The sequence below is a fragment of the Planktothricoides raciborskii GIHE-MW2 genome (assembly GCF_040564635.1).
Taxonomy (GTDB): Bacteria; Cyanobacteriota; Cyanobacteriia; order Cyanobacteriales; family Laspinemataceae; genus Planktothricoides; species Planktothricoides raciborskii.
On record NZ_CP159837.1, the window covers coordinates 3,251,348 to 3,276,721 of the forward strand.

Below are 25,374 nucleotides of genomic sequence, written 5' to 3' on the forward strand. Positions count from 1 at the left end.
ATTTCAGCCATGAAATCTTCATTCATACAAACTTGTTTGAGTTTATTACTATTAGCTGCTATCCAACCCACCTGTGCAGCGGCAACGGTCACAGTTACCCCTAGTAATGAGGCAAGTAACTTGCCATTAGGAGGTCAAGGGGGATGGCAAGACACCCAAATTACCAAAGTCGGAACAATAAATTTAAGTACGACTTCCCAGAATGGTTTTACTTTAACGATAAATGGCAATAGTTTAGCCAAATCAGACGGAAAAACTCCCATTTCTATTCAAATTACTACAGTTCCCCATAATGCCTCACCGCCCAGTGCAGGATTCACCCCCTCACCTTATACCTATCAAAATAATACTGCTAATGCTTCAGAAATCAGGGATTTGTATATCAAATACACTCCTGCCCCTTTACAAGACCCGGGAAATTATACTAACACCCTCAACTTAACCCTGACAGATAATAATTAATAGCTATCAGCCCATGAAACGTTCGATATCTCGCTTTTTTACTGCTGCTATTTTTCTCTTAATTAGCACTATTTCCCCTGCATTAGCTTTCAAATTAGATCCTATTTCCAGGGTATTCGAGCCTGCGGGAGCGGGTGCTACCCAGTCTTATCAAATTATTAATGATACTTCAGAACAAATCGCCGTTGAACTTTCAATGGTAGAGCGAAAACCGATGTAGCCAAAGTTGTCACCGGATTACAAAATTTAGGCCCAGAACCTTTTGCCCCAGAGTTTTCCGTGGACTATCTGACAAAACAGATGGCAGGCAGACGACGGGCTGTGAAAACCGCTTTACTGGATCAGGCGATCGTGGCGGGAATTGGAAATATTTATGCGGATGAAGCGTTATTTCTCAGTGGCATCGCCCCAACTCAGCTTTGTGCCATCCTCACATCACCACAAATTGAGCGATTGCACCAGAGTATGATCGAAGTTTTGACTACGGCGATCGCCTCTGGGGGTACTACTTTTAGTCATTTTCTGAATGTTCAGGGTGTGAATGGCAATTATGCTGGTGTTGCCTGGGTGTATAACCGCACGGGTCAACCTTGTCGCGTTTGTGCCACTCCGATTCAGCGCTTGAAGTTAGGCGGGCGTTCCAGTCATTTTTGCCCCCAATGTCAAAAGGTTTAATGATTTTTTTATCCCCGGCATTCTTTACGAATAGGGCTGTCCGTAAGTTCGCAAGGTTCGGCTCTCCCTGCTACTGAGGGGACAGGCCCGGGAAAATATTACATCTAGCTGGTAAAACCGCCTCTCATATTTGCCACCTAGAACCCACGGAAATCACCCTGGTTGTGTCATAGATCATTTGGCATAATTTTCGTGCCTCTATTAGCAAATATACTAAAACCGTTGTTTAGCAAGGGTTTCACGGAATTATCCTTGGTCGTAGGTAGTTGGTTGGGAATAAAAAAGATACTTAACAAATCTTGACACTCTCTCATTTGTAAAGTATTATTAAGACAATTAGCTTAAGAACCAAAATCCAACTATCTATGTCTTTACGCCGCTCTTTAATTGCTTCCAGCTTAATTCTTGCGCCCATCACCACCCTCGGTTTTGGATCTGCTGCCTTTGCTGATACCGCCAATGATAGTGTCATTCTTTCCGCTACTGTGCAGTCAATTATCGCCATTGACGCTACCGCAACTTCAGTTGCTAGTTCCTTACCGATGACAGCAGGTCAGCAAGTTGCTCACGTCGCCGATCTTGATATCACCAGTAACAACACTGCGGGTATCACCATAACTGCAACCTCCACCAACGAAGGTGTGTTGGGATCGAGTGACAATCCTGCTGATAACATTGGCTACACCGTTGCAGTCGTTGGTGATGGTGCAGGTACACCAAATTCAGGTACTGCTCTTAGTAATTTCAGTCAGAGTGAAACAAGTGGTTTTGATACCACCACAGGTGTCAAAGCTATGGACTTATATATTGTGTATTCTGTCCCAACTCTGCCCAAACGGGGTAATTATAGTGATACCCTAACAATCACTGTAGCTGACAATTAAAAGACTAAAATAGTTGGGATTTTTGATTTTGACTATACCTAATTCCAAAATATAAAAAAGTCCCAGCCCAATTTAAATCTTAGGCTATAGCCCTCTTCAAATGTTGTCGAGGGCTAATAGTTAGCTCAAAAATAGTTATTCCTATTGATTTCAGCCATGAAATCTTCATTCATACAAACTTGTTTGAGTTTATTACTATTAGCTGCTATCCAACCCACCTGTGCAGCGGCAACGGTCACAGTTACCCCTAGTAATGAGGCAAGTAACTTGCCATTAGGAGGTCAAGGGGGATGGCAAGACACCCAAATTACCAAAGTCGGAACAATAAATTTAAGTACGACTTCCCAGAATGGTTTTACTTTAACGATAAATGGCAATAGTTTAGCCAAATCAGACGGAAAAACTCCCATTTCTATTCAAATTACTACAGTTCCCCATAATGCCTCACCGCCCAGTGCAGGATTCACCCCCTCACCTTATACCTATCAAAATAATACTGCTAATGCTTCAGAAATCAGGGATTTGTATATCAAATACACTCCTGCCCCTTTACAAGACCCGGGAAATTATACTAACACCCTCAACTTAACCCTGACAGATAATAATTAATAGCTATCAGCCCATGAAACGTTCGATATCTCGCTTTTTTACTGCTGCTATTTTTCTCTTAATTAGCACTATTTCCCCTGCATTAGCTTTCAAATTAGATCCTATTTCCAGGGTATTCGAGCCTGCGGGAGCGGGTGCTACCCAGTCTTATCAAATTATTAATGATACTTCAGAACAAATCGCCGTTGAACTTTCAATGGTAGAGCGAAAACCGATGTAGCCAAAGTTGTCACCGGATTACAAAATTTAGGCCCAGAACCTTTTGCCCCAGAGTTTTCCGTGGACTATCTGACAAAACAGATGGCAGGCAGACGACGGGCTGTGAAAACCGCTTTACTGGATCAGGCGATCGTGGCGGGAATTGGAAATATTTATGCGGATGAAGCGTTATTTCTCAGTGGCATCGCCCCAACTCAGCTTTGTGCCATCCTCACATCACCACAAATTGAGCGATTGCACCAGAGTATGATCGAAGTTTTGACTACGGCGATCGCCTCTGGGGGTACTACTTTTAGTCATTTTCTGAATGTTCAGGGTGTGAATGGCAATTATGCTGGTGTTGCCTGGGTGTATAACCGCACGGGTCAACCTTGTCGCGTTTGTGCCACTCCGATTCAGCGCTTGAAGTTAGGCGGGCGTTCCAGTCATTTTTGCCCCCAATGTCAAAAGGTTTAATGATTTTTTTATCCCCGGCATTCTTTACGAATAGGGCTGTCCGTAAGTTCGCAAGGTTCGGCTCTCCCTGCTACTGAGGGGACAGGCCCGGGAAAATATTACATCTAGCTGGTAAAACCGCCTCTCATATTTGCCACCTAGAACCCACGGAAATCACCCTGGTTGTGTCATAGATCATTTGGCATAATTTTCGTGCCTCTATTAGCAAATATACTAAAACCGTTGTTTAGCAAGGGTTTCACGGAATTATCCTTGGTCGTAGGTAGTTGGTTGGGAATAAAAAAGATACTTAACAAATCTTGACACTCTCTCATTTGTAAAGTATTATTAAGACAATTAGCTTAAGAACCAAAATCCAACTATCTATGTCTTTACGCCGCTCTTTAATTGCTTCCAGCTTAATTCTTGCGCCCATCACCACCCTCGGTTTTGGATCTGCTGCCTTTGCTGATACCGCCAATGATAGTGTCATTCTTTCCGCTACTGTGCAGTCAATTATCGCCATTGACGCTACCGCAACTTCAGTTGCTAGTTCCTTACCGATGACAGCAGGTCAGCAAGTTGCTCACGTCGCCGATCTTGATATCACCAGTAACAACACTGCGGGTATCACCATAACTGCAACCTCCACCAACGAAGGTGTGTTGGGATCGAGTGACAATCCTGCTGATAACATTGGCTACACCGTTGCAGTCGTTGGTGATGGTGCAGGTACACCAAATTCAGGTACTGCTCTTAGTAATTTCAGTCAGAGTGAAACAAGTGGTTTTGATACCACCACAGGTGTCAAAGCTATGGACTTATATATTGTGTATTCTGTCCCAACTCTGCCCAAACGGGGTAATTATAGTGATACCCTAACAATCACTGTAGCTGACAATTAAAAGACTAAAATAGTTGGGATTTTTGATTTTGACTATACCTAATTCCAAAATATAAAAAAGTCCCAGCCCAATTTAAATCTTAGGCTATAGCCCTCTTCAAATGTTGTCGAGGGCTAATAGTTAGCTCAAAAATAGTTATTCCTATTGATTTCAGCCATGAAATCTTCATTCATACAAACTTGTTTGAGTTTATTACTATTAGCTGCTATCCAACCCACCTGTGCAGCGGCAACGGTCACAGTTACCCCTAGTAATGAGGCAAGTAACTTGCCATTAGGAGGTCAAGGGGGATGGCAAGACACCCAAATTACCAAAGTCGGAACAATAAATTTAAGTACGACTTCCCAGAATGGTTTTACTTTAACGATAAATGGCAATAGTTTAGCCAAATCAGACGGAAAAACTCCCATTTCTATTCAAATTACTACAGTTCCCCATAATGCCTCACCGCCCAGTGCAGGATTCACCCCCTCACCTTATACCTATCAAAATAATACTGCTAATGCTTCAGAAATCAGGGATTTGTATATCAAATACACTCCTGCCCCTTTACAAGACCCGGGAAATTATACTAACACCCTCAACTTAACCCTGACAGATAATAATTAATAGCTATCAGCCCATGAAACGTTCGATATCTCGCTTTTTTACTGCTGCTATTTTTCTCTTAATTAGCACTATTTCCCCTGCATTAGCTTTCAAATTAGATCCTATTTCCAGGGTATTCGAGCCTGCGGGAGCGGGTGCTACCCAGTCTTATCAAATTATTAATGATACTTCAGAACAAATCGCCGTTGAACTTTCAATGGTAGAGCGAAAAATGAGCATAGATGGGAAAGAAACCACTGAAAATGCTGATGATGATTTTTTAGTTTACCCAACTCAAATTCTCCTACCCCCCCAAGGTGTGCAATCTGTGCGGGTGACGTGGTTAGGCGATCCCAACCCAGAGAAAGAACTATATTATCGTCTGGTGGCTGAACAATTGCCCATTAGTTTGAACAAGCCAGAAGAGTCAACAACAGCAACAGGCGGCGTCGAGGTGATGTTTCGTTATATGGGTTCAGTGTATATTCGTCCCAAAAATGCCAAATCCGAAGTCGTAGTCCATAGCATCACTCACCAACAAGGAACCGATGGCAATGATATTTTGATGATCACCTTTGAAAATAAAGGAACTCGCCGTGCAGTTTTATCTGACTTAAATTTAAACTTAACCAGCGAACAAGGCGCTCAAATTACCCTGAAACCAGAACAGCTAGAAGGGGTTAATAATGGGGTGATTTTGGCAGGTAATCAAAGACAGTTTTCAATCCCTTGGCCGGAAGCATTACCCGTAGGAAATGTAACCGCGACATTTACTTTTAAGGATGCGGAATAATCACCCCACTGATTACAAATCCGACCCGCGTAAATCCCATTTAAATATTTGATATGAGCAGAAGCCAAAAAACACCAATTTTTCTTCTGGATGAGACTCAAATTAAAGGCAAATCGTTTACCTTTATTGCTGTTGTGGGGATTCAGTTCAATTCTATTTAAGTCTTCACCTATTTTAGGGCAAGATGTCCCTTCTTCGTCGCCTAATGTGCCTCCTGACACCCAAAACCAAGAGCCTACCTTTGAGGGTATTTTTGGGAAACCTCGTGACCAAACCGAGAAAGTGATTGCGCCATTTTTTGTTGATGGACAACAGAGGGGTCAGGTATTGCTCATCCTGGGAAATATTCCCGCAGTGCGGATTCAGGCCGCACCATTATTGACTGAAACGGGAAAAGTGGTTCGTGAAGATACACAAGCAAAACTGACTGATGCGGTTGATGCTGAGGGAAATATCAGTTTAGAAGTTTTGCAACAAAATGGCTTACAAGCAACTTTTGATTACGCAAAATTAGAGCTACAGATTCAAGTTCCACCGGCTCAACGTCTCACAAATATCGCTAATTTAAATGAAAGAAGATTGCCACCAGGGGCAGAAAATGCTCTCACTCCCAGCACTTTGAGCGGCTATCTTAATTTTCGGGGCGATCAAGATTATATTTGGTCTGGTTCAGGTGATATCGGTCGTCAACCCCTCCGTTTTTCTGTAGATGGTGCGTTGAATTATAAAAACTGGGTATTCGAGGGACGCAGTGATTTTAGCGAAGGTAGAAACCCTAATTTTCTTAGGGGAGATTTGCGAGTAGTTCGCGATACACCCGAGCAAGCTTTACGTTATGTAATTGGCGATCTTTCAATTCCGGTGACTGGATATCAAAATAGTCAGGCTCAAGTGGGAATTTCTATAGCCAGAAATTTTGGTTTACAACCTTATGTCATCACTAGACCTATTAGCAAATATGAATTTTTCTTAGAAACAGATTCACGGGTTGATGTATTAGTTAATGGTCAATTAGAACGCACGTTACAGTTACCTGGCGGACGACACGATATTCGCGATTTACCTTTGAATGCGGGAACTAATGATGTAGAATTAGTTATTACTGATAATGTGGGTCGGGTGCAAAGACTGAATTTTTCTAATCCTGTAGCTGCCGATTTATTAGCGCCAGGACTCCAGCAATTTGCCTATAGTTTGGGTTTTCTATCTTCTGATAGTTCTGGCGATCGCACTTATGATTTTACTCAGCCGATTTTGACTTTATCTCATCGGTTAGGTATTACCAATAGCTTAACATCAGGGATTTATCTCCAAGCTAGTTTCGCTCAACAACTCATGGGTTGGGAATCAATTTTGGCAACTGCCTATGGTAATTTCGGATGGGAAATTGCCCTCAACAGCGATCGAGAGTTGGGCATTGATTATGCAGCTAGGTTACGTTATGAATACTTGCAAACTGGTGCAAATAATCCATCTCAACGTTCATTTAGATTAAGTATAGAATCTAGGGGATCTGATTTTACTAGAGTGGGAGAAGAAAACCCACGCAATGATTTTTATTACGATATTAATGCTAATTATAGTCAAAAATTATTCTGGAATATGCGAGGTAATCTTAGCGCCAGATATCAGTTGGGCCGCGATGTTCTCAATAGTTATAGATTGGGCATGGGTTTTTCTAGATCATTTCGCAATGGATTAAACATTAGTTTGAATCTCAGTCAAACTCTTGATAAAATGGGTTCTGATGAACAACGGGCTTACGTTAATTTATCTTGGTTGTCACCACAAGGTCGCCAATTTATCCAAGCCTCAACAGATATTAATAATAGACGAGAGCCTAGCCATCGCCTGAACTGGAATTATAACCCGTTGCGAACGATCGGAACGCCAAGAAGTTCCCTCGGTTTAGCCCAAAATGACAGCGGTTATAACTTGACCGGGCGATTATCTTATACGGGTTATCGTTTCAATTGGGATTTATCTAATGATTCGGTTTTTGCCGGGGATGGAAATTATACGATCGCTAACAAAACTCAAGTCAGTTTTGGTACTGCCTTAGTGTTTGCAGATGGTCATTGGGGTTGGTCACGTCCGATTAGTAATAGTTTTGCTTTAGTCATTCCTAACGAAAGCCTAAGAGATCAAGAAATAGGCATTAATCCCAGTGTAAGCGGCTATACCACCCGCATTGATGATTTAGGGCCTGGTGTCGTATCTAATTTAGATCCTTATCGGATTTCTAGTCTTACCATTGATGCGCCCAATTTACCGATAGGAATGGATGTAGGAAATCGGGTGATTATGCTTTTGCCAACCTATCGCAGTGGCACATTAGTGCGGTTGGGAACCGATGCTACAGTTTTTTTAAGAGGTGTATTGTTAAATGCTAATGGTGAACCGGTTTCTTTGCAGTCAGCACAGATTGTTTCTCTTTCCGATGGCAACTGGCAGCCTGTGACTTTGTTTACCAATCGAGCGGGCCGATTTGCCACAATTGGCTTAAAACCCGGTCGTTATGAAATCCGCTTGTTGACGAACCCTCCATCAACAGTTCAGTTTGAAATTCCTCCTGATACAAAGGGAATATACGATATCGGCACGCTTCAACCTCCTTGATCGGGTTCCAATCCCGACAGCCGCCCCGCCGCCGTGAAGTGTGCCGGACGGCACAGGACTCAATTGGGACAAAAGCTACGCACAAGCGTAACCTGGAGATGGTAAGGAGGGCAACAGCCCCACCCGAAAACTCACTATCAAAGGTGTGAAGCGGGCCGTAAAGGGCGATCGCTTCCCCATCTCGGAGGGAATCGTTGAGTTTCTATGGTAAATATTTGTGGGTGTTGGGTTTCGTTCCTCAACCCAACCTACTAGGCTGATTTATATACGGATATGGTGGGTTAAATTTTATTATAACACCCGACAAGATTGGCTACAAGATTGGCGATCGCATTATTTGATCGCATTATTTGATCGCATTATTTGATCGCATTATTTGATCGCATTATTTGATCGCATTATTTGATCGCATTATTTTATGAATAGAAATAGTTTAGCTTAACTCAGATTTCATAAAATCTATAAACTCCAAGATATTTCGAGATTGCCCAGGTTCAACGTTAATTTCTGAACCAATATGAATATGATGGGGAAAATTGAATAAATCTGGAAAATGCTTGACGCTACCAAGGGCGCTTTCTAAGAAATTGTTTAGATAGATCCATCCATTGATAACGATAATTTAAGGTGAAGATGTGGTTATCTTGAATTGTGAATGATTCAGCAATTTCCAATAACTCGCTGTTAATCAGGGTTAAACGAGCCAGAAAATAGCCGCGATTTCGGAAAATTCGCTCATCACTAATCTTGATCGCAGATTGGGCTACCAGTGAGCTTCTCCTTAACAGCCGCCATATATTGCTCTAAAGTCATACTTTTTCAGGGACTTTAACTTGGGTCGAATTACAGCTTGTTCATTAGAATTTTGTAAAACTTGTATGATAAACTGAAGCTGTACTCAATGCAGACCAGATTCAGCTATGGGACGTTACTCTATTGATCTTAGACAAAAAGTGGTGACTGCTTATAAATTGGGCAAAGGCTCTATTCGGCAAATAGCCGAGCAGTTTATGATCAGTCCTGCCACTGTCCATAGTTATATCAAACAAGATCGAGAAACGCAAGATTTAACTCCTAAAAAACCAGGGTCAAACCGTCCTGGAAAACTAGAGGCTTATCGAGACTTTATTATTCGGATGGTACAAGATAACCCCGATTGGAGAGTGAGGCAATATCGGGAATATCTCCTCACAGAGCCGGATGTTTATGTCAGTGTAGGAGGAATGTGTGAATTCCTCAATAAACTTGGACTGGGCGAAGCATTCGCGGAGCGGGCTAGTGATTTCAACCAAGAACCACTGGCGCGAATGCTATCGCCCCTACAAAAAAACTTACGGAGCGGAGAAGATGGCAACATCGGTAAGGTCAAAAACAGCGAGTTGATTACCGGGAGAGGGTTAGAGATCTACCAGAGGAGAAAATGATATTCATTGATGAGACAGCATTCTGGGTGGGGATGAGTCGGGAGGTGGCCAGGAGTGAAAAGGGTAAAAAGGCATTTTGTTTAAGACCCTTTTATAAAGGGAGAAAAATGACCTTAATTGGGGCAATAAGTATTGAAGGAGTTGTAGCGAAAAAAGCAATTGAAGGCTCGATGAAAGGGAAGGACTTTAAGGAGTTTGTAGAAGATGACCTGGTTCCTAAGCTGAAGCCAGGGGATGTGGTAGTGATGGATAACCTGAATATTCATTCCATTTAAGGTATTGAAGAATTAATCACGGCTACGGGAGCTAGAGTAGAATATTTACCACCCTATTCACCAGACTTTAATCCGATTTCTATGTTGTGGTCAACAGTGAAGTCACTGGTAAGAATGTTCCCAACACGAGCAATGGAAGTGCTAGAAAAGTTAATTGAAGTTGCTCTGATTGTGAGCGGAAAAGACAGCTTCAATAACTGGTTTACTAAATGCTGCTATTGTAATTAGTAATTATCGAACAAGCTGTACTTGTTGTTATAACTAACCGTAACAACCGACTACGAGCGGTTAGCAATTAATCAGACAAAAACCTTGACCGAGGTTTCAGAACATCAATGTCAAAGAAGCAAGACATAAAATTATCACTTAATTTACTCTAAGTGAAATATTTTTATGGGGAGTTTTGTTCCATCCTTAAGTGAATTCAGGAATCTAGAGAAAAAAATCAAATTCAGAAACTAATTCGCCATGATAGTGGTCAGAAAAATTAATAATCCCGAAAAATATGCCAATCGCTTGATTGGCTCAACCATTGATGAAGATCCTATTCAAGAGAAAATCTATGCATAGATTTCCGGAATTTTTCACAATCGGGTTGTAACTTCTAGCACCAAATTTGTAACATCACCGCTGATGCAGCCAAAGCAGGCAGGAGAATTGCTATGAACCGCACCCCTCTAGATGATTGCCAACTAGAAACAGTAAATCCCATAAAAGCACGGTTCCATCGGATTGTCCTTGCTTTACTCTTTACTGGGGTTTTATACTTTAATGTAGAACCCCATCAGGAACAGGTGACACGAACCGTCTCTCCATTAAAGGATGCACCGATTCTGATTACACCCATCAAGCAAGTGGCTTTATTTAATAAAGCAAATTCTGCCTCAGATTAATTCTCTCAATCCAATCAGTGTCAGCCAAAACATACTTCAAAAACATTGCCAGGGAATTGCCAGGTAATTGTGTGATTCAAGAGAAAAATTGGCTGAACTGATTAAAAGTCTTCCAGGTTTCTCTGAGATCCGCACTGGGATTTTTGGCATCAAAACTGGTTGGTTCGGAATATTGGTGGGCGATCGCCTGACAATTTTCCACTCATTTTCCACCTGTAGTCCCATAGATCAATCCCCTGTGTGACTTAGATATTTGTGGTCTTGGTCAAGTAACTATGTTCATAGAGTCATTTTCAAAAAAATTTTTACTGCTATCCAAGCAGATCCTCTACGATAATCTACTATGCTTGATGAGATGGGTATCAAACCAGCGAAGTGAATATTCGACAGACAATCTGTGCGAATATGTGTGGGTTTCATCCAGCGTGACGGTTTGGCCGATCCATAAACCTTTCGATGAAAACGTAGTTTAGACTTAGTTTGGATATGTTAGCAATTTCTGAAATTCCCATTCTCAGTTCTTTGATTTTTCAAGTTTCTTTTACCTTGGTGCTTTCTGGACTTTTACTCTGGCAAGCATTTCAAGCGTTGAATGAAGTCAAAGACAAGTAATTTAATTAGACAATTCTGGCATCAGGAGTCTGTTTAGGGGGGAAATCTTTGTTCTGTTGATCCACCACAAACCCGGTTTCCAAATCCCCTCAGACCACAAACCCGGTTTTTTCAAGAAACCGGGTTTGTCTGTTGTTTGGCAATACAGGTCAAGGGCAAATTAGCCCAAAAATTTAATCTGGTTTAATCTGGCAGTTTTCCCAAGGCGATCGCCGCATTTTGACCGCCAAACCCAAAGCTTAAACACAAAACATTTCTTAAGTCATTAGCTTGGGCATTGATCACGAAATTTAAATCAAATTCTGGCTCGGTTAAGCCCACACAAGGGGGCAAAAATCCATCTTTTAACGCCATGAGACTAAAGGCGATCCCCAAGGCACCGGATGCCCCCAAAGTATGACCTGTAGAGCCTTTTGTAGAACTGACCGCCACTTTTGGCGAAAATAACTTTTGAATTAAATTAGCTTCAAATTGATCGTTGAGGAGAGTGCTGGTGCCGTGACTGTGGATATAGTCGATATCAGCGGCAACTAAATGACTGCGATTTAAACATTGAGCGATCGCCTTTTGGGCAATGTTTCCCTCCGGGTCAGAAGAATTCACCGCACAAGCATCATTGGTCAGTCCTACGCCCAAAATTTGGCCATAAATTTTCGCCCCTCGATTTTTGGCCAATTCCGCTGTTTCCAACACAAAAACCGCCCCCCCTTCCCCTAACACCAATCCTTCCCGGTGGCGATCGAAAGGATAGCAACCTGTTTTCGCCAAGGCACCCATTTGTGCAAACCCAGCCAAAGTTAAACGGGTCACGGGGGCTTCCACTGCCCCAGCTAACACACGGCAGCATTGCCCGCTTTGAATCAGTTGAAAAGCACGAGCGACACTCCAGATCCCCGTAGCACATGACGCCATTGGCGCTAAAACTGTATCCGTTGCTCCCACCAGTTTAGCGGCGGCGATCGCCCCGGCATGAGGCAGACTGCCCAACCAATCTTCTAAATGTGCTTCTGGGCAATAATTTGGGTCAATGGCTTGATATCGCAAATAATTGACTAAATATTGTTCCCACCGGGCTTGCTGACTGCGAGAAGAACCGATCTCCACCCCACAGTCAGGCAGAGGTGGGGCTAAACCGGCATCTTTCAAAGCGGCAGGGACAACCTGCTCAATTAAAGGAATCAACTGAGCAGGGGTTTCCCCAATTAACCCCAAGGGTCGGGGGGGTAATTCTGAGAAGGGTTGTCTCAGCTTAATGGCTGATTCCCCAGCAATTAAACGCAACCAGCTTGTCTCCAGGCTGGAGCCTAAAGCTGAGAGCAAACCAATCCCAGTGACGACAACTTGCACAAAAAACCTGAGAAATAAAAGTTAAAAATTTAGGCAATTTTTAGCTATTTTTAGCAACTTTTGATTATAACCTAAATTTGATTACTTTTTCAAGTTTTCTGCACCCTGTGTCACTTTCGCGGATTGAATGCGATCGCCTTGTTGAATTTGATCCACCACATTCATCCCGTCAGTGACATAGCCAAACACGGCATAATTGCCATCCAAGAAAGACAAATCATCCAAAGCAAAGTAGAACTGGGAAGAAGCGGAATCGGGAGCCTGCGATCGGGCCATCGCCACAGCGCCTCTGGTATGGGGCAATGCCGGTGGCTGAGAAATTCGCGCCATCTGGAAAGTTTTACTATAAATGGGACTCTCGGCTCCTTCCGGGGTAATTTCTAGGGGAATAAAGCGACGATTTCCCTGTTCGTCAATAAAACCACCTGTTCCCATATTAGCCACCGGAAAATTGGGATTTTTCCCTTGGGGGTCGCCACCTTGAACCACAAATGGCTGGGGTTCACGGACAACCCGGTGAAATGCCAACCCGTCATACACACCCCGTTGTACGAGGTCTACAAAATTTCCGGCAGTGACTGGTGCCTTAGTGCCATCCACTTCAATAGTAATGGGCTGACCTTTCACAGTCATCACTACGGTCGCTTTTCCTTCTAACTGGGGTAAATTACTCATATTCATTCCATCATTTTGACTGATTGGCGTAGCAGTGGCATTGTCGGTTGGGGTGGATGTGGCAGTATTTGCCGCACATCCAGCCATCAGCAAGGTGCCGATCATCAACAGAGACATAAACCAATGCTTGATTGGAAACTTCATACGCGAACCCTTATCGCAAACAGCATATTTCCGAAATCATCTTATCTACAGACCGGGCAATTTCCGGCGATCGCCCGCTCACTTCATCAGGCGGCGTCATCCTGATGCCGTGGATTTAGTCGATTTAGTCGATTTAAGACACAAAACAGGGTCTATAAACCTTCCAGGGGAACCCGCAAAAACTGAGCCAGTTCAGCCCCTTGATTTTCTAATTCTGAGAGGGGTAACGGTTGTCCGACGCGACTCAGCGGGATGGGATTACGTCCTTTTACACGCAAATAAAGCTCCCGACGAGGATTTAACCCTTCTTTAATATCCACACGCACCGCTTGGACATCTTCCGTAGAGTAGGTAATATCCACCTGGCGATTTTTGCCCGGATATCCCCAACGGAAAATCCGCACCTGGCCTGTTTCTTTGTTAAATTCATTGTAACCGCCGCCAACATCCCAAAGAATCACCAGCCACAGGTACAATCCCAGGAGATTACCAGCCACTCCATACAGTCCCATGACTAAGCCTTGGGGGACGAAAATCAGTTGAGTGGCATCTGAAACTGGCAATAAATTAATTTGCAAATAGCTGGAAATTCCCGCTAACAGAAAGCCAGTGGCTCCCAGGGTGACAACTGTAGCCCAAAAGTAGTTACTGGGACGACGAGAGCCAATAATTTGCTGAATTAGCACGCGATCGCTTTTAGAGATAGTTTTTGTGGTCATGGAAATCTTCGGTAGTGTGGAAAGCTCATCAATCAATGAATACACAGGTTTTTTGCCCGGATTGCTGACCCCGGATGGAAATTTCTGACTCCCAGGAATTGCCAAGCATCAGAAAGATCATCCAGACAGAGGCGATCGGCAACTGCCCGCAGGAAGCATCTTCGTTAGACCGTTGATGCTGGGCTGAACCGAGATGAATGATTCGCACTCATTTATCTGTAACCTGCGCTCTGTAACCTGCGGTTTTGGCAAAATGCCCCTTAAATTACTCCGGCTGAACATCTGAGTTTAATTTCAGCGCGACACAACCGGGTTAACCTGAGCCAATCTCAGATCATAACTCTGTAAGCTACTCACATTTAAGTAATTTTAGGGATCGATTCCCAGCTTAGAGTCCGATCGCTAAGATGCATTAATCCAGAGCCAAGGGCGATCTGGTCATTTTCTTGGCATTTTTCGCCATTTATTTCAGGTTTGATTTAGGTTTGATCTCGGTTTGATCTACTTAAGAAGGCATTTTTTAGTTGGATCTAGTGAAAAAACTTATCAAAACAATCAGAATTTTATGGTTTTTTCATATTTTACTCCCTAGAGCGGCGATCGCCCTGGAATCTGCTGCCCACAAGCGCCGATTTTAATGAGTATTTTTAACGACTGAAGCCAAGCTACCAGGGAAACTCAGGCAGATTTTGTGGCGATCGCGGTGTTTGGCCAAATATTTGGCCAAAAAAGGGGTTTACTAAATTTTGGTAAATATTCTATAGTTATGTTAAGTTAATGAGAACGCTTGCGATTCTTGTCCACCAAGCAGATTAGATAAAAGATAAAAGTTATGACAATCGCCATTGGACGCAGCCAAGAGCGAGGATGGTTTGACGTACTCGACGACTGGCTGAAACGCGATCGCTTTGTATTCGTAGGTTGGTCTGGAATTCTCCTATTCCCCTGCGCCTTCCTGGCGGTTGGGGGCTGGCTGACCGGCACCACCTTTGTGACTTCCTGGTACACTCACGGATTAGCCTCTTCCTACCTGGAAGGCTGCAACTTCCTGACCGTGGCCGTTTCCACCCCCCCGAACAGCTTAGGCCATTCCTTACTGTTCCTCTGGGGTCCAGAAGCCCAAGGCTCCTTTGCTCGCTGGTGCCAATTGGGTGGACTCTGGACATTCGTCGCCCTGCATGGAGCTTTCGCTTTGATTGGCTTCTGCTTGCGTCAGTTGGAGATTGCTCGACTGGTAGGGATTCGCCCCTATAATGCGATCGCCTTCACCGGCCCGATTGCTGTATTCGTCAGCGTCTTCCTGATGTACCCCTTGGGTCAGTCTGGCTGGTTCTTTGCTCCTAGCTTCGGTGTCGCTGGTATCTTCCGTTTCATCCTCTTCTTCCAAGGTTTCCACAACTGGACTCTCAACCCCTTCCACATGATGGGAGTGGCGGGTATCCTCGGTGGAGCCCTGCTGTGCGCCATTCACGGTGCCACAGTGGAAAACACCTTGTTTGAAGATGGCGAAGGTGCCAACACCTTCCGGGCATTTGAACCCACCCAGTCGGAAGAAACCTACTCAATGGTGACTGCCAACCGCTACTGGTCTCAAATCTTCGGGATTGCCTTCTCCAACAAACGCTGGTTGCACTTCTTCATGTTATTTGTTCCCGTCACCGGGCTGTGGATGTGCTCCATCGGTGTGGTGGGCTTAGGTCTGAACCTGCGGGCTTATGACTTCGTGTCCCAAGAATTGCGGGCGGCTGAAGACCCGGAATTTGAAACCTTCTACACCAAAAACCAACTTTTGAACGAAGGTCTGCGGGCTTGGATGGCTCCGGCTGACCAACCCCATGAAAGCTTTGTGTTCCCCGAGGAAGTTCTGCCTCGCGGTAACGCTCTGTAATAGTATTCTACTTATCCGGCTTTGAGTGTTGAGTCAATCAGACTGACCCAACACTCAAAACCAAAAACCCCCTAATTGTTGAGTCGATCGCAAAAGAGGTCGTAGCCTGTGCAAAGCACTTTTAATACGTCAATGATCGGCGGACGTGACCAAGCCACTACCGGCTTTGCCTGGTGGGCTGGTAACGCTCGTTTAATCAATCTGTCTGGTAAACTCCTGGGTGCTCACGTTGCCCACGCTGGCCTGATTGTCTTCTGGGCTGGAGCCATGACCCTGTTTGAAGTGGCTCACTTCGTACCAGAAAAACCCATGTACGAGCAAGGTTTAATTCTCCTGCCTCACTTGGGTACCCTGGGCTTTGGTGTTGGCCCTGGTGGTGAAGTAATTGATACCTTCCCTTACTTCGTGGTTGGTGTTCTGCACTTAATCTCATCTGCTGTTCTCGGTTTTGGCGGCATTTACCACGCCATCCGTGGTCCAGAAACCCTCGAAGAATACTCTTCTTTCTTTGGGTATGACTGGAAAGACAAGAACCAGATGACCAACATCATCGGCTATCACCTGATCCTGCTCGGATGCGGTGCGCTGCTTTTGGTGTTCAAAGCCATGTTCTTTGGCGGCGTCTACGACACTTGGGCGCCTGGTGGTGGTGATGTCCGCGTGATTACTAACCCCACTTTGAACCCCGCTGTGATCTTCGGTTATCTAGTCAAGGCTCCTTTTGGCGGCGAAGGCTGGATCATCGGTGTCAACAACATGGAAGACATCATCGGTGGTCACATCTGGATTGGCCTGACCTGCATTGCTGGTGGTATCTGGCACATTCTGACTCAGCCCTTCGGTTGGGTACGTCGTGCCTTCATCTGGAATGGAGAAGCTTATCTGTCTTACAGCTTGGGCGCTCTATCCCTGATGGCCTTCATCGCCACTGCTTTCGTTTGGTTTAACAACACTGCTTATCCCAGCGAATTCTACGGGCCAACCAACGCCGAAGCTTCTCAAGCTCAAGCTTTCACTTTCCTGGTTCGTGACCAACGCTTAGGTGCCAACATTGGTTCTGCTCAAGGCCCCACTGGTCTTGGTAAATACCTCATGCGCTCTCCCACTGGTGAAATCATCTTCGGTGGTGAAACCATGCGTTTCTGGGATTTCCGTGGCCCCTGGGTTGAACCCCTCCGTGGTCCTAATGGCTTGGATCTCAAAAAGCTCAAGAACGACATTCAGCCCTGGCAAATTCGTCGTGCTGCTGAATACATGACCCATGCTCCCAACGGTTCTATCAACTCCGTCGGTGGCATTATCACTGAAGCCAATGGCTTCAACTATGTGAACCCTCGCGCTTGGCTCGCTGGTTCTCACTTTATTCTGGCTTTCTTCTTCTTGGTCGGACACCTCTGGCACGCTGGTCGCGCTCGCGCTGCCGCTGCTGGTTTTGAAAAAGGTATCGATCGCGAAAACGAGCCAGTTATGTCGATGGATTACATCGACTAATCTTCTATCGGTGTTGAATTAATTCATCACATAAGATAAAAAACCCCTGTATTCAATTACAGGGGTTTTGTTTTTTTATGAGAGAACTACTTCAAAAAGCGTCCCGCTAGATTCATCACATCAGTGATATCGATTGTCCCATCGCCATTGGCATCTAAAAAAGCATTCAGCACTGGATTGGCGGCTTGTTGCGGATCCGTGGTACTGGCACCAGTTTTTAACAGACTCAGCAATGCCGGAACCACTATGGGCAACATGGCTTGAATTGTTGAGGCATTTAAACCACTTTTTTGAGCAATTTCTGGGACGATTTCCGCTAATTTAGTTTGACTAAATAAGGCAAAAACAGCTTGCGGATTTGCCGAAGTGCCGCTAAACTGATTTACCAAATTTTTGACCATATCTGACCCTTCGGTATTTTGCTTTTCCTGCAAGGCAGACCGCACATATCCCCCCACCATTGACAAGAGCATTTTACTTTTGCCAGGGTCAGCACCATAAATACTGGCCGTTTGTTGAATATTGGTCAGAATATTACTCAATTCAGCTAAATTTGCTTGCTGATTTGGATTGTTGACCGCCTGTAAAATTTGGTTAAATAGTCCCATGTTTATGCTCCATTTTCTTGATTTCATCAATATTTTATCAATATTCGATATCAATTTAATAGACAATTCTGGCTTTCATACCGTATAAGATCCCCCCAATCCCCCCCTTAGCCCCTTCAAAGAAGGGGCTAAGGGGGGGTGGGGCTTTGAACGAATTTTGCCAGAATTGTCTAATGATTTTTCACAATATCGATATCGAGCACCGATAATTTGATATTTAATTACTAAAATCATTTATCTAATTTTAGCCATGATTTTGTGCTTAAATTATGATTTAATGCGGTTTAAATTGATTTAGATATTTATGGAAATTATAGGTAAAAAAATTTTTGAAAAAATTTTTTTGATTTGAGTTGTTGATTTTTAAGTTTCAATACTATAATAAGTTATCACAAAAAAATTTAGTCAATATTTATTTCCCCCTGTAAAACTATCAATCTGCCTAGACCGATCGCTGAGTAGCCTTGTGAATTCATGCAAATAAAACATAATGAATTGTTAGCTATCAGCGGCGATCGCATCCTTTTTTCCTTTCTATCACATTGGTGATATTTCCATGCGCCCCACTCGTCTGTTAACCATCTATATCGGTTTGGCCCTGATTTTAGGGCTGATTCTGTGGCTGGTGAATTCTCTTTACCAGCTATATATTCAGGTCTCTTATACCGCTCCATTTTTGGCGTTATTGCTGGTATTACTGGCGATCGCCCTCCTGGGGCTGTTAGTGGCCACCTTTCTCTATTACATGGGACTCCTGCCCGGATACCCCTTACCCACCAAAGGGGGAAGGCGCCCTAAAAAACGCCAAATCCCGGTGCAAAAAACTGCTGCCGCTGCGGAAACTTTGCAGGCAATTCGAGAACAGGTGACGCAAATTCAAGATGAAGTGGCCCGCCAAGCCATGTTACGTCGCACCCGCGAAATTGAAGCCAATTTAGCCAGAGGAAATTTGCACGTGGTGGTCTTTGGCACTGGCGCCGCTGGCAAAACCTCCGTGGTCAATGCCCTCTTAGGGCGGATCGTCGGTCGGGTCGAGGCGCCAATGGGCACCACCGAGGTGGGAGAAACCTATACTCTCAAGTTGAAAGGATTAGAACGAGATATTCTGATTACTGATACACCGGGAATTTCCGAGACAGGTGTGGCTGGTTCTCAACGAGAGGAAATTGCTCGCAAACTCGCCACGGAAGCCGACTTATTATTATTTGTGGTGGATAATGACCTGAGTCGCACGGAATATGAATCCCTGCAAGCCTTAATGGAAATTGGCAAGCGATCGCTCTTGGTCTTCAATAAAACTGACCTCTATACCGAAACGGAACAAGAAATTATCCTCGCCCGACTGCGAGAACGAGTGCGGGGCTATATCTCCCCAATGGATTTAGTCGCAGTAGCAGCGAATCCCAAACCCGTGCAACTCGAAGGGGGCGGTTGTTTTGAAATGGAACCGGATATTATGCCCCTGATTCGCCGAATGGCCGTGATTTTAAGGGCTGAGGGGGAAGATTTAGTCGCCGATAATATTCTGTTGCAGTCGCAAAAATTAGGAGAAGAAGCCCGAAAGCTGATCGATAGTCAGCAACGACGCCAAGCGGAGAAAATTGTGGAACGGTTTCAATGGATTGGCGCTGGGGTGATTGCCTGCACCCCAGTCCCCGTGGTGGATCTGTTAGCCACAGCCGCCGTCAATGCCCAAATGGTCGTAGAAATTGGCAAAATTTACGATTGTGAAATTAACGTGGAACGAGGTCGAGAAATGGCCTTGTCCTTGGCTAAAACTTTGGCGAGTTTAGGCATTGTTAAAGGCGCATTAAATTTACTGACCACCGCCTTACAACTGAATCTAAGTACCATTATCCTGGGTAAAGTGATTCAAGGAATTACCGCTGCCTATTTAACCCGCATTGCCGGAAAAAGTTTCGTTGAATATTTTCGACACGATCAGGATTGGGGGGATGGCGGCATGATGGAAGTGGTTCAACGCCAATTTGAACTGACCAAAAAGGATGAGTTTGTCCAAGGTTTCGTCAAAGATGCGATCGCCCGCGTCGTGGATCCGCTGAAAGAGAACTTACCTAACTTATCCGATACCCTGCCACCCACTTTTGAGGGGGAGTGGGCTGCCCAAGACCCCGGATATCAGGCAGCTTATCCGTCAGAATATCCGTCAGAGTACCCGTCAGACTATCCGTCAGAATATCCGTCAGACTATTCCGACTGGGAAACGCCGCGATCGCGACAACGAGATGATTGGTAAGTTATGGGTTATGAGTTACTCGTTATTCGTCAGAAAAATCACCAAATAACCCATAACCCATAACTCATAACTCATAACTGATAATTAAATGAAAAATGACCAAATCATCCCTGGATCGATCGGCGCCGGAATCATTTCTCCCCGTAAATCCAACAATTGAACCAACATCAGATATGCTACGGCTAACACCAAAGAAATCGCCCCAGTCACAATCGCCACAATTTTGGAACGATCCATAACTTTCCTCCGTTTTGTAAAGTTTTCCTCAAAAATTTTAGGCTAATCGCCCCCTAATGGGTTATGTTATTTGTTATTAGTTATTGGTTATTGCTGATGTTAATTATTAAACAACAAATAACAAATAAATAATAATCAAATCAACAATAATCAATAACTAATGAAGTATCAAGTGATGAAAAAGCTCAAAGGTGGAGACTATGATATGGAATCTGTAGCTGATTTATCTCCTCAACCAATTAGCCGTGAAAATGAGGCAGTTGTCCAAACCTGGGACTTGAGTAAATTCTATCGGGCTGGGTTTTGGATGAATCAAAAAATCCTGTCCTTAAAAAACTGTAATTTAACCATTTATCCTGGCGAAACCTTTGGTTTATTAGGGCAGAATGGTGCAGGCAAAACCACATTAATTAAAACTCTTTTAGGAATTGTCAAACCCACCAGCGGACGAGGGGTTATTTTCGGGCGTCCTTTGGGCGATCGCGCCGTGAGAGAACGCATCGGTTACTTACCGGAAAATGCTTATTTTTATGATTATCTCACGGGCTGGGAATGCTTAGAATTTGCCGCTAATTTATTTCAAATTCCTGGGGAAGTTAGAGAACATCGGATTATTGATTTACTCGATTTAGTCGGGCTGGATAAATCCAGTGCTAAAAACAAACAAATGCGTCAATATTCCAAAGGAATGTTACAACGCATTGGCATGGCACAAGCTTTAATTAATGACCCGGAATTACTCTTATTAGATGAACCAATGTCCGGTCTTGACCCTTTGGGTCGATATCAAATGCGGGAAATTATTTTATCCTTGAAAAAGCAAGGAAAGACGATTTTCTTTAATAGCCATATTTTAGCAGATGTGGAAAAAATCTGCGATCGCGTCGCTATTCTGGCGCGAGGAGAAATCATTGCGTCTGGCACAATTAAAGAACTGATTGGCACATCAGATATCTATCAAGTCAAAGGCCAAGGAGGTAACTTAGAGGTATTAAAACAATGGCTCAACAATTTAGAATTTGAAGATGAAACTTGGCAAGGCATATTACAAGGAAATACCCAAGATTTTTTAGCCAGCTTACAACTGATGGAAGCGAAACTGATTTCTCTCACTTTAGCCAATGGTTCATTAGAGGAGTTTTTTGTCCAACAACTTCGGGAAAAAGGGTTAACGGTTACGCAATAATTACGCAATAAACCGATGGTTCGGGACACGACCTTGCCGTGTCCCTGGGCAAACTATTCTTGTGTCCGATTAGGGTTCGATTACGGTAGGAAGCATGACCGCCAGTAAATGATTGCTAAAAAGCAGATATTGACTGGCGGATATTTCCGCCAGTCAAAATCACGATTTTAGATCGCGATCCAAAATCACGCACCTATATACAAATAATAGCGCTACGAGGCGGTAAAGTCAAGTTAATTTGATTGTCCTGGCAAGATATTTGTCCCTGCCCATATAATCGCTGATTTGGCTTAAATTCACCGCGAATACTAAAGCTTTTTATTGCCGATTCTATCCCGCAATTAATGGCGACCAATATCGATTCTTCTGGGCAAGTCCGGGCAAACACATAAACCATTCCCTGACTGCCGATAATTTCATAGTCTCCTATCTGTAAACACTGATAATTTCGCCGCAGCTTAATTAACTCTTTGTGCATCTTTAAGACCGATTGATTCCATTGATTTTCTGGGGGGAAGCCCCGACGACAATCTGGGTCATCACCTCCCGGTAAACCCACTTCATCCCCATAGTAAATACTCGGCGATCCGACACTGGTCATTAATAACACCGTGGCTAATTCTATGGTAGCTAAGTCTTCTCCACAAATGGTTAACAATCTGGCGGTATCGTGACTATCTAATAAGTTTAATTGGGTGAGTTGAATTTCCCACGGATATAAATTTAGCAGGTTTTGCATTTTTTGGGCATATCCAGCGGCATCTAAAGCGGGATAGGGGTAATATTCGTGATGTTCTACCAGTTCCATTTTGACGCGATCGCCTGCGGTAAAGGCGATCGTTGGTCCGGTAAATAAATAATTCATAACCCCATCAAACTGGGTGCCATCTAACCATTGTCGCGAGTCTTTCCAGACTTCTCCCACAATATAAGCATCCGGGTTTATGGCTTTCACTCGTTGGCGAAATTCCTGCCAAAATCCGGGAGTTTCCACACAGTAAGGCACATCCAAACGCCAGCCATCAATTCCTTGTTGAATCCAATATTCGGCAATTTGCATAATATATTCTCGCACCGCTGAATTGTCGTGGTTAAACTTAGGCAGCGATCGATTATTTGCCCAACCGATATAATTCGCCAGTTTACTGCCATCGTAAGCGGATATAGGCCAATTTTCTATTAAAAACCAATCTACCCAAGGAGAATTTGGGCCATTTTCTAAAATATCATTAAAAAAGAAAAATCCTCGACTGGCATGATTAAATACTCCATCCAGTACCACCTTAATTTCCCGTTGATGGGCAGCATCTAGCAAAGCCATAAATGCTTGATTCCCTCCCAATATGGGGTCAACTTGGTAATAGTCATGGGTGTGGTAACGGTGATTACAAGCGGATTGAAAAATTGGGGTAAAATAAATGGCATTAATGCCTAAGTCTTGTAAGTAATCCAATTTCTCTATTACTCCCCAAAGATTCCCTCCTTTGTATCCTTGTAGGGTCGGAGGTGCATCCCAGGGTTCTAATTGTTCCGGTTGCCAACCACCCCCCGGTTGACGGCAAAATTTTCCCGCAGGTGGTTCACTTTTGGCGAAGCGATCGGGAAAAATTTGATAGAAAACAGCTTGTTTTACCCAATCAGGGGTTTGAATTTTCATATATTCTCCGATTTGATATTACTGGGCGATGGCCGATATGATTGAACGATACTATATTATTAAGCGATATTGGGGCTTGTTCAATAAGAAATATTGCTTTTATTTTTCCGGCATTGATGGTTTGCTATGATGGGGATATATTTGTTTAATCCACACCCAAGAGGTTGATTATGTACGATCGCAACTGTGATAATTTTCATACCCTGACAGAAACGGTTAAATTAGTGTTCTTCTTTAAAACCATTGTTGGGACAATTTTACTATTATTTGGCATCGCGATCGCCTGGGAAGTCCTGCAAATTATCTCAACTTTGATTCAAGCTTCTGAGACGATCCCCCTCGTGGAAAACATTATCCAGATGGGTCATAGTGGCAGTGAATTCAGAAACCAACTACCCGCGAGTGACGTGCATGGAATACTAGGCGGTTATGAAGATGCAGTTTTTGGTTATGGAATCTTGATTTTTCTGCTCTCAATTGCTGGAGGAATTGCCCAAACTTTTCTAGGTATTGGGGCAGAACTGATTAAGTCAGACTTGAAAAGCTTATTAGAAAAGTTAGGAGAAGAACTAGCCAGACTGGGGAAAAGTTTTAACCAGAATTACTAAACAAATCAGATTTTATCAAATTAAACTAATATAAGATTCAATTTTAGCCGATATTTTTCCTTTAACTGGGTTACTTTTAAGCATCTGCTATCGTTGGAGAAGTAGAAATTAGAGAGGTTTAATATGCATTTCCCTCGTCAACCGGCCAGCCACCGCACCCCCTTCGATACGGGGTTATGTCAGGGGATTACCTCAAGACCAAGGACGGGACTGACTTTGGCGATCGCCTTAGCCATAACCCTTGACTGCACTGCCCTTTCGCCCTCCACCCAAGCGGAAACGTTTTCCAGGGATAGCGCCAACCCAGAGTCCTTAACGGTGGCAGCAGAACCTAGCCCATTACCTCACCCCGGAAATTCTGACTCATCTAAACATCTAGAATCTCAAAATCTAGAAACAAAACCAGAAAAAAATCTAGATAATCTAGATAATCTAGATAATCCAACAGCATCGCCCAAAAATTTAGAAATAAGCCAAATAGACGAAGCGGAAATGATGAGGACAGAGGCTTTAGAAACAGCGATCGCCGAGGAAAATTTCACCCCTCTAATTAGCTATTGCCGCATGGGAGAATGCGTTGAATCCTACTACACCTTTACCCGCTTAAAGCGCGAAGCCAGAGGGGAAAAACTTTACCAAACAGAAGTGTTAGTCTATCATTCGGTTATGGGTAAACCAACCGAAGGAAAATGGGTTTGGATGAAGGCGCCTACCCAGGTTTTGTGTTCTACGGAGCGTCCGATGGCGATCAATTTCGATGGCACCGAGTACATCATCGATCGCCTGAGTCCGGGAAATTATCCGCCCGGTTTCCAGAGGGAAGCTGATGCTTTGTATTGGGCGATTTGCCACGATACCAGCGTCACAGATTTAGACAAGAATCAATCCAGAGAACAGCAAGCAATTCAGCTTGGTTACGACCTCAACCGAGAAGCCGAGCAAACCCGTCAAGACTTTATTGAATTAATTGAAGACTAGGACTAATACCAAGCATCAAAAACTACTCCTGCAATTACGAGGTTAATTTGGGCGCACGTAGGGGCACACCGAAGTGGTAGCCAAGCGCAAGGTCGCAAGCCGCCGCGCCCCTACTACCACCAAGAGATTAAATGTATCATTTTTATTTAAAAAAATATAATATAATATATTTATTGGCATTATAGA

General features: G+C 43.8%; 25 protein-coding genes and 3 pseudogenes. 20 read left to right on the forward strand and 8 right to left on the reverse strand.

Annotated features, from left to right (window positions below; genetic code table 11):
• Positions 1-9: 9 nt before the first annotated feature.
• From ABWT76_RS13750 to ABWT76_RS13815, 13 genes and pseudogenes are all read left to right on the forward strand, one after another.
• Entirely contained in the window at positions 10-462 is a 453-nt protein-coding gene (locus tag ABWT76_RS13750; RefSeq protein ID WP_054470470.1) for a hypothetical protein, read from the forward strand.
• Positions 463-475: 13 nt separating this feature from the next.
• Positions 476-682, forward strand: coding sequence for a hypothetical protein (locus ABWT76_RS13755; protein ID WP_354636273.1), 207 nt, complete (start codon positions 476-478; stop codon positions 680-682).
• Positions 676-1,137, forward strand: a pseudogene (locus ABWT76_RS13760) (zinc finger domain-containing protein); the annotation flags it as partial. The gene ABWT76_RS13755 and the pseudogene ABWT76_RS13760, both read left to right, overlap by 7 nt.
• A 365-nt stretch (positions 1,138-1,502) precedes the next feature.
• The gene (locus tag ABWT76_RS13765) at positions 1,503-2,021 is read left to right on the forward strand and encodes a hypothetical protein (protein WP_054470472.1); all 519 of its coding nucleotides are present in this window, start codon (positions 1,503-1,505) and stop codon (positions 2,019-2,021) included.
• Between the two features lie 156 nt (positions 2,022-2,177).
• A complete protein-coding gene (locus ABWT76_RS13770) occupies positions 2,178-2,630 on the forward strand; it encodes a hypothetical protein (protein ID WP_054470470.1) in 453 nt (150 codons plus the stop codon).
• A 13-nt stretch (positions 2,631-2,643) separates the two neighbouring features.
• The gene (locus tag ABWT76_RS13775; protein WP_354636273.1) at positions 2,644-2,850 is read left to right on the forward strand and encodes a hypothetical protein; all 207 of its coding nucleotides are present in this window, start codon (positions 2,644-2,646) and stop codon (positions 2,848-2,850) included.
• Positions 2,844-3,305, forward strand: a pseudogene (locus ABWT76_RS13780) (zinc finger domain-containing protein); the annotation flags it as partial. The gene ABWT76_RS13775 and the pseudogene ABWT76_RS13780, both read left to right, overlap by 7 nt.
• A gap of 365 nt (positions 3,306-3,670) precedes the next feature.
• Positions 3,671-4,189, forward strand: coding sequence for a hypothetical protein (locus ABWT76_RS13785; protein WP_054470472.1), 519 nt, complete (start codon positions 3,671-3,673; stop codon positions 4,187-4,189).
• Positions 4,190-4,345: 156 nt separating this feature from the next.
• A complete protein-coding gene (locus ABWT76_RS13790; RefSeq protein WP_054470470.1) occupies positions 4,346-4,798 on the forward strand; it encodes a hypothetical protein in 453 nt (150 codons plus the stop codon).
• Positions 4,799-4,811: 13 nt separating this feature from the next.
• Positions 4,812-5,570, forward strand: a complete 759-nt coding sequence (locus tag ABWT76_RS13795; protein ID WP_354636275.1) for a fimbria/pilus periplasmic chaperone — start codon at positions 4,812-4,814, stop codon at positions 5,568-5,570.
• Between the two features lie 90 nt (positions 5,571-5,660).
• Positions 5,661-8,189 (forward strand): fimbria/pilus outer membrane usher protein, encoded by a 2,529-nt coding sequence (locus ABWT76_RS13800; RefSeq protein ID WP_190880250.1) that lies wholly within the window; start codon positions 5,661-5,663, stop codon positions 8,187-8,189.
• 920 nt (positions 8,190-9,109) lie between these two features.
• Positions 9,110-10,116 (forward strand): annotated as a pseudogene (locus tag ABWT76_RS30695) (IS630 family transposase).
• A 434-nt stretch (positions 10,117-10,550) separates the two neighbouring features.
• Positions 10,551-10,781: a hypothetical protein gene (locus ABWT76_RS13815; protein ID WP_054470230.1), complete on the forward strand. Its 231-nt coding sequence runs from the start codon at positions 10,551-10,553 to the stop codon at positions 10,779-10,781.
• A 76-nt stretch (positions 10,782-10,857) separates the two neighbouring features.
• Here the strand turns inward: ABWT76_RS13815 and ABWT76_RS13820 are convergent, their stop codons facing one another.
• Positions 10,858-10,983, reverse strand: a complete 126-nt coding sequence (locus tag ABWT76_RS13820; protein ID WP_255353283.1) for a hypothetical protein — start codon at positions 10,981-10,983, stop codon at positions 10,858-10,860.
• Positions 10,984-11,267: 284 nt separating this feature from the next.
• Here ABWT76_RS13820 and ABWT76_RS13825 point away from each other — a divergent pair, with 284 nt between their 5' ends.
• Positions 11,268-11,393: a hypothetical protein gene (locus ABWT76_RS13825; RefSeq protein ID WP_255353284.1), complete on the forward strand. Its 126-nt coding sequence runs from the start codon at positions 11,268-11,270 to the stop codon at positions 11,391-11,393.
• A 183-nt stretch (positions 11,394-11,576) separates the two neighbouring features.
• On the opposite strand, the gene ABWT76_RS13830 is transcribed toward ABWT76_RS13825, so the two are convergent.
• From ABWT76_RS13830 to ABWT76_RS13845, 4 genes are all read right to left on the reverse strand, one after another.
• A complete protein-coding gene (locus ABWT76_RS13830; RefSeq protein ID WP_054470231.1) occupies positions 11,577-12,740 on the reverse strand; it encodes a beta-ketoacyl-ACP synthase in 1,164 nt (387 codons plus the stop codon).
• Between the two features lie 81 nt (positions 12,741-12,821).
• Positions 12,822-13,559, reverse strand: coding sequence for a peptidylprolyl isomerase (locus tag ABWT76_RS13835; RefSeq protein ID WP_054470232.1), 738 nt, complete (start codon positions 13,557-13,559; stop codon positions 12,822-12,824).
• Between the two features lie 152 nt (positions 13,560-13,711).
• Positions 13,712-14,278 (reverse strand): photosystem I assembly protein Ycf4, encoded by a 567-nt coding sequence (locus tag ABWT76_RS13840; protein ID WP_054470233.1) that lies wholly within the window; start codon positions 14,276-14,278, stop codon positions 13,712-13,714.
• Between the two features lie 28 nt (positions 14,279-14,306).
• On the reverse strand, positions 14,307-14,486 hold the full coding sequence (locus ABWT76_RS13845) for a hypothetical protein (protein WP_054470240.1): 180 nt from the start codon (positions 14,484-14,486) through the stop codon (positions 14,307-14,309).
• A 624-nt stretch (positions 14,487-15,110) separates the two neighbouring features.
• Here ABWT76_RS13845 and psbD point away from each other — a divergent pair.
• Entirely contained in the window at positions 15,111-16,166 is a 1,056-nt protein-coding gene (psbD, locus tag ABWT76_RS13850; protein ID WP_190882919.1) for a photosystem II D2 protein (photosystem q(a) protein), read from the forward strand.
• Between the two features lie 132 nt (positions 16,167-16,298).
• Positions 16,299-17,657 carry a photosystem II reaction center protein CP43 gene (psbC, locus tag ABWT76_RS13855; RefSeq protein WP_156331551.1) on the forward strand — a complete coding sequence of 453 codons (1,359 nt, stop codon included), beginning with the start codon at positions 16,299-16,301 and terminating at the stop codon, positions 17,655-17,657.
• 86 nt (positions 17,658-17,743) lie between these two features.
• On the opposite strand, the gene ABWT76_RS13860 is transcribed toward psbC, so the two are convergent.
• Positions 17,744-18,265 (reverse strand): hypothetical protein, encoded by a 522-nt coding sequence (locus ABWT76_RS13860; RefSeq protein ID WP_054465046.1) that lies wholly within the window; start codon positions 18,263-18,265, stop codon positions 17,744-17,746.
• 556 nt (positions 18,266-18,821) lie between these two features.
• Here ABWT76_RS13860 and ABWT76_RS13865 point away from each other — a divergent pair.
• Positions 18,822-20,522, forward strand: a complete 1,701-nt coding sequence (locus tag ABWT76_RS13865) for a YcjF family protein (protein ID WP_082348749.1) — start codon at positions 18,822-18,824, stop codon at positions 20,520-20,522.
• Positions 20,523-20,606: 84 nt separating this feature from the next.
• Here the strand turns inward: ABWT76_RS13865 and ABWT76_RS13870 are convergent, their stop codons facing one another.
• Positions 20,607-20,759 carry a hypothetical protein gene (locus tag ABWT76_RS13870; protein WP_190877733.1) on the reverse strand — a complete coding sequence of 51 codons (153 nt, stop codon included), beginning with the start codon at positions 20,757-20,759 and terminating at the stop codon, positions 20,607-20,609.
• A gap of 205 nt (positions 20,760-20,964) precedes the next feature.
• On the opposite strand from ABWT76_RS13870, the gene ABWT76_RS13875 reads away from it, so the two are divergent.
• Positions 20,965-21,945: an ABC transporter ATP-binding protein gene (locus ABWT76_RS13875; protein ID WP_190877741.1), complete on the forward strand. Its 981-nt coding sequence runs from the start codon at positions 20,965-20,967 to the stop codon at positions 21,943-21,945.
• 193 nt (positions 21,946-22,138) lie between these two features.
• Here the strand turns inward: ABWT76_RS13875 and ABWT76_RS13880 are convergent, their stop codons facing one another.
• Positions 22,139-23,602: a glycoside hydrolase family 13 protein gene (locus tag ABWT76_RS13880; protein ID WP_190877731.1), complete on the reverse strand. Its 1,464-nt coding sequence runs from the start codon at positions 23,600-23,602 to the stop codon at positions 22,139-22,141.
• A 170-nt stretch (positions 23,603-23,772) separates the two neighbouring features.
• On the opposite strand from ABWT76_RS13880, the gene ABWT76_RS13885 reads away from it, so the two are divergent.
• Positions 23,773-24,210, forward strand: a complete 438-nt coding sequence (locus ABWT76_RS13885; protein ID WP_190877729.1) for a hypothetical protein — start codon at positions 23,773-23,775, stop codon at positions 24,208-24,210.
• 123 nt (positions 24,211-24,333) lie between these two features.
• Complete coding sequence (locus ABWT76_RS13890) at positions 24,334-25,188, forward strand: hypothetical protein (RefSeq protein WP_054465043.1); 855 nt, start codon at positions 24,334-24,336, stop codon at positions 25,186-25,188.
• The last annotated feature ends 186 nt before the right edge of the window (positions 25,189-25,374 follow it).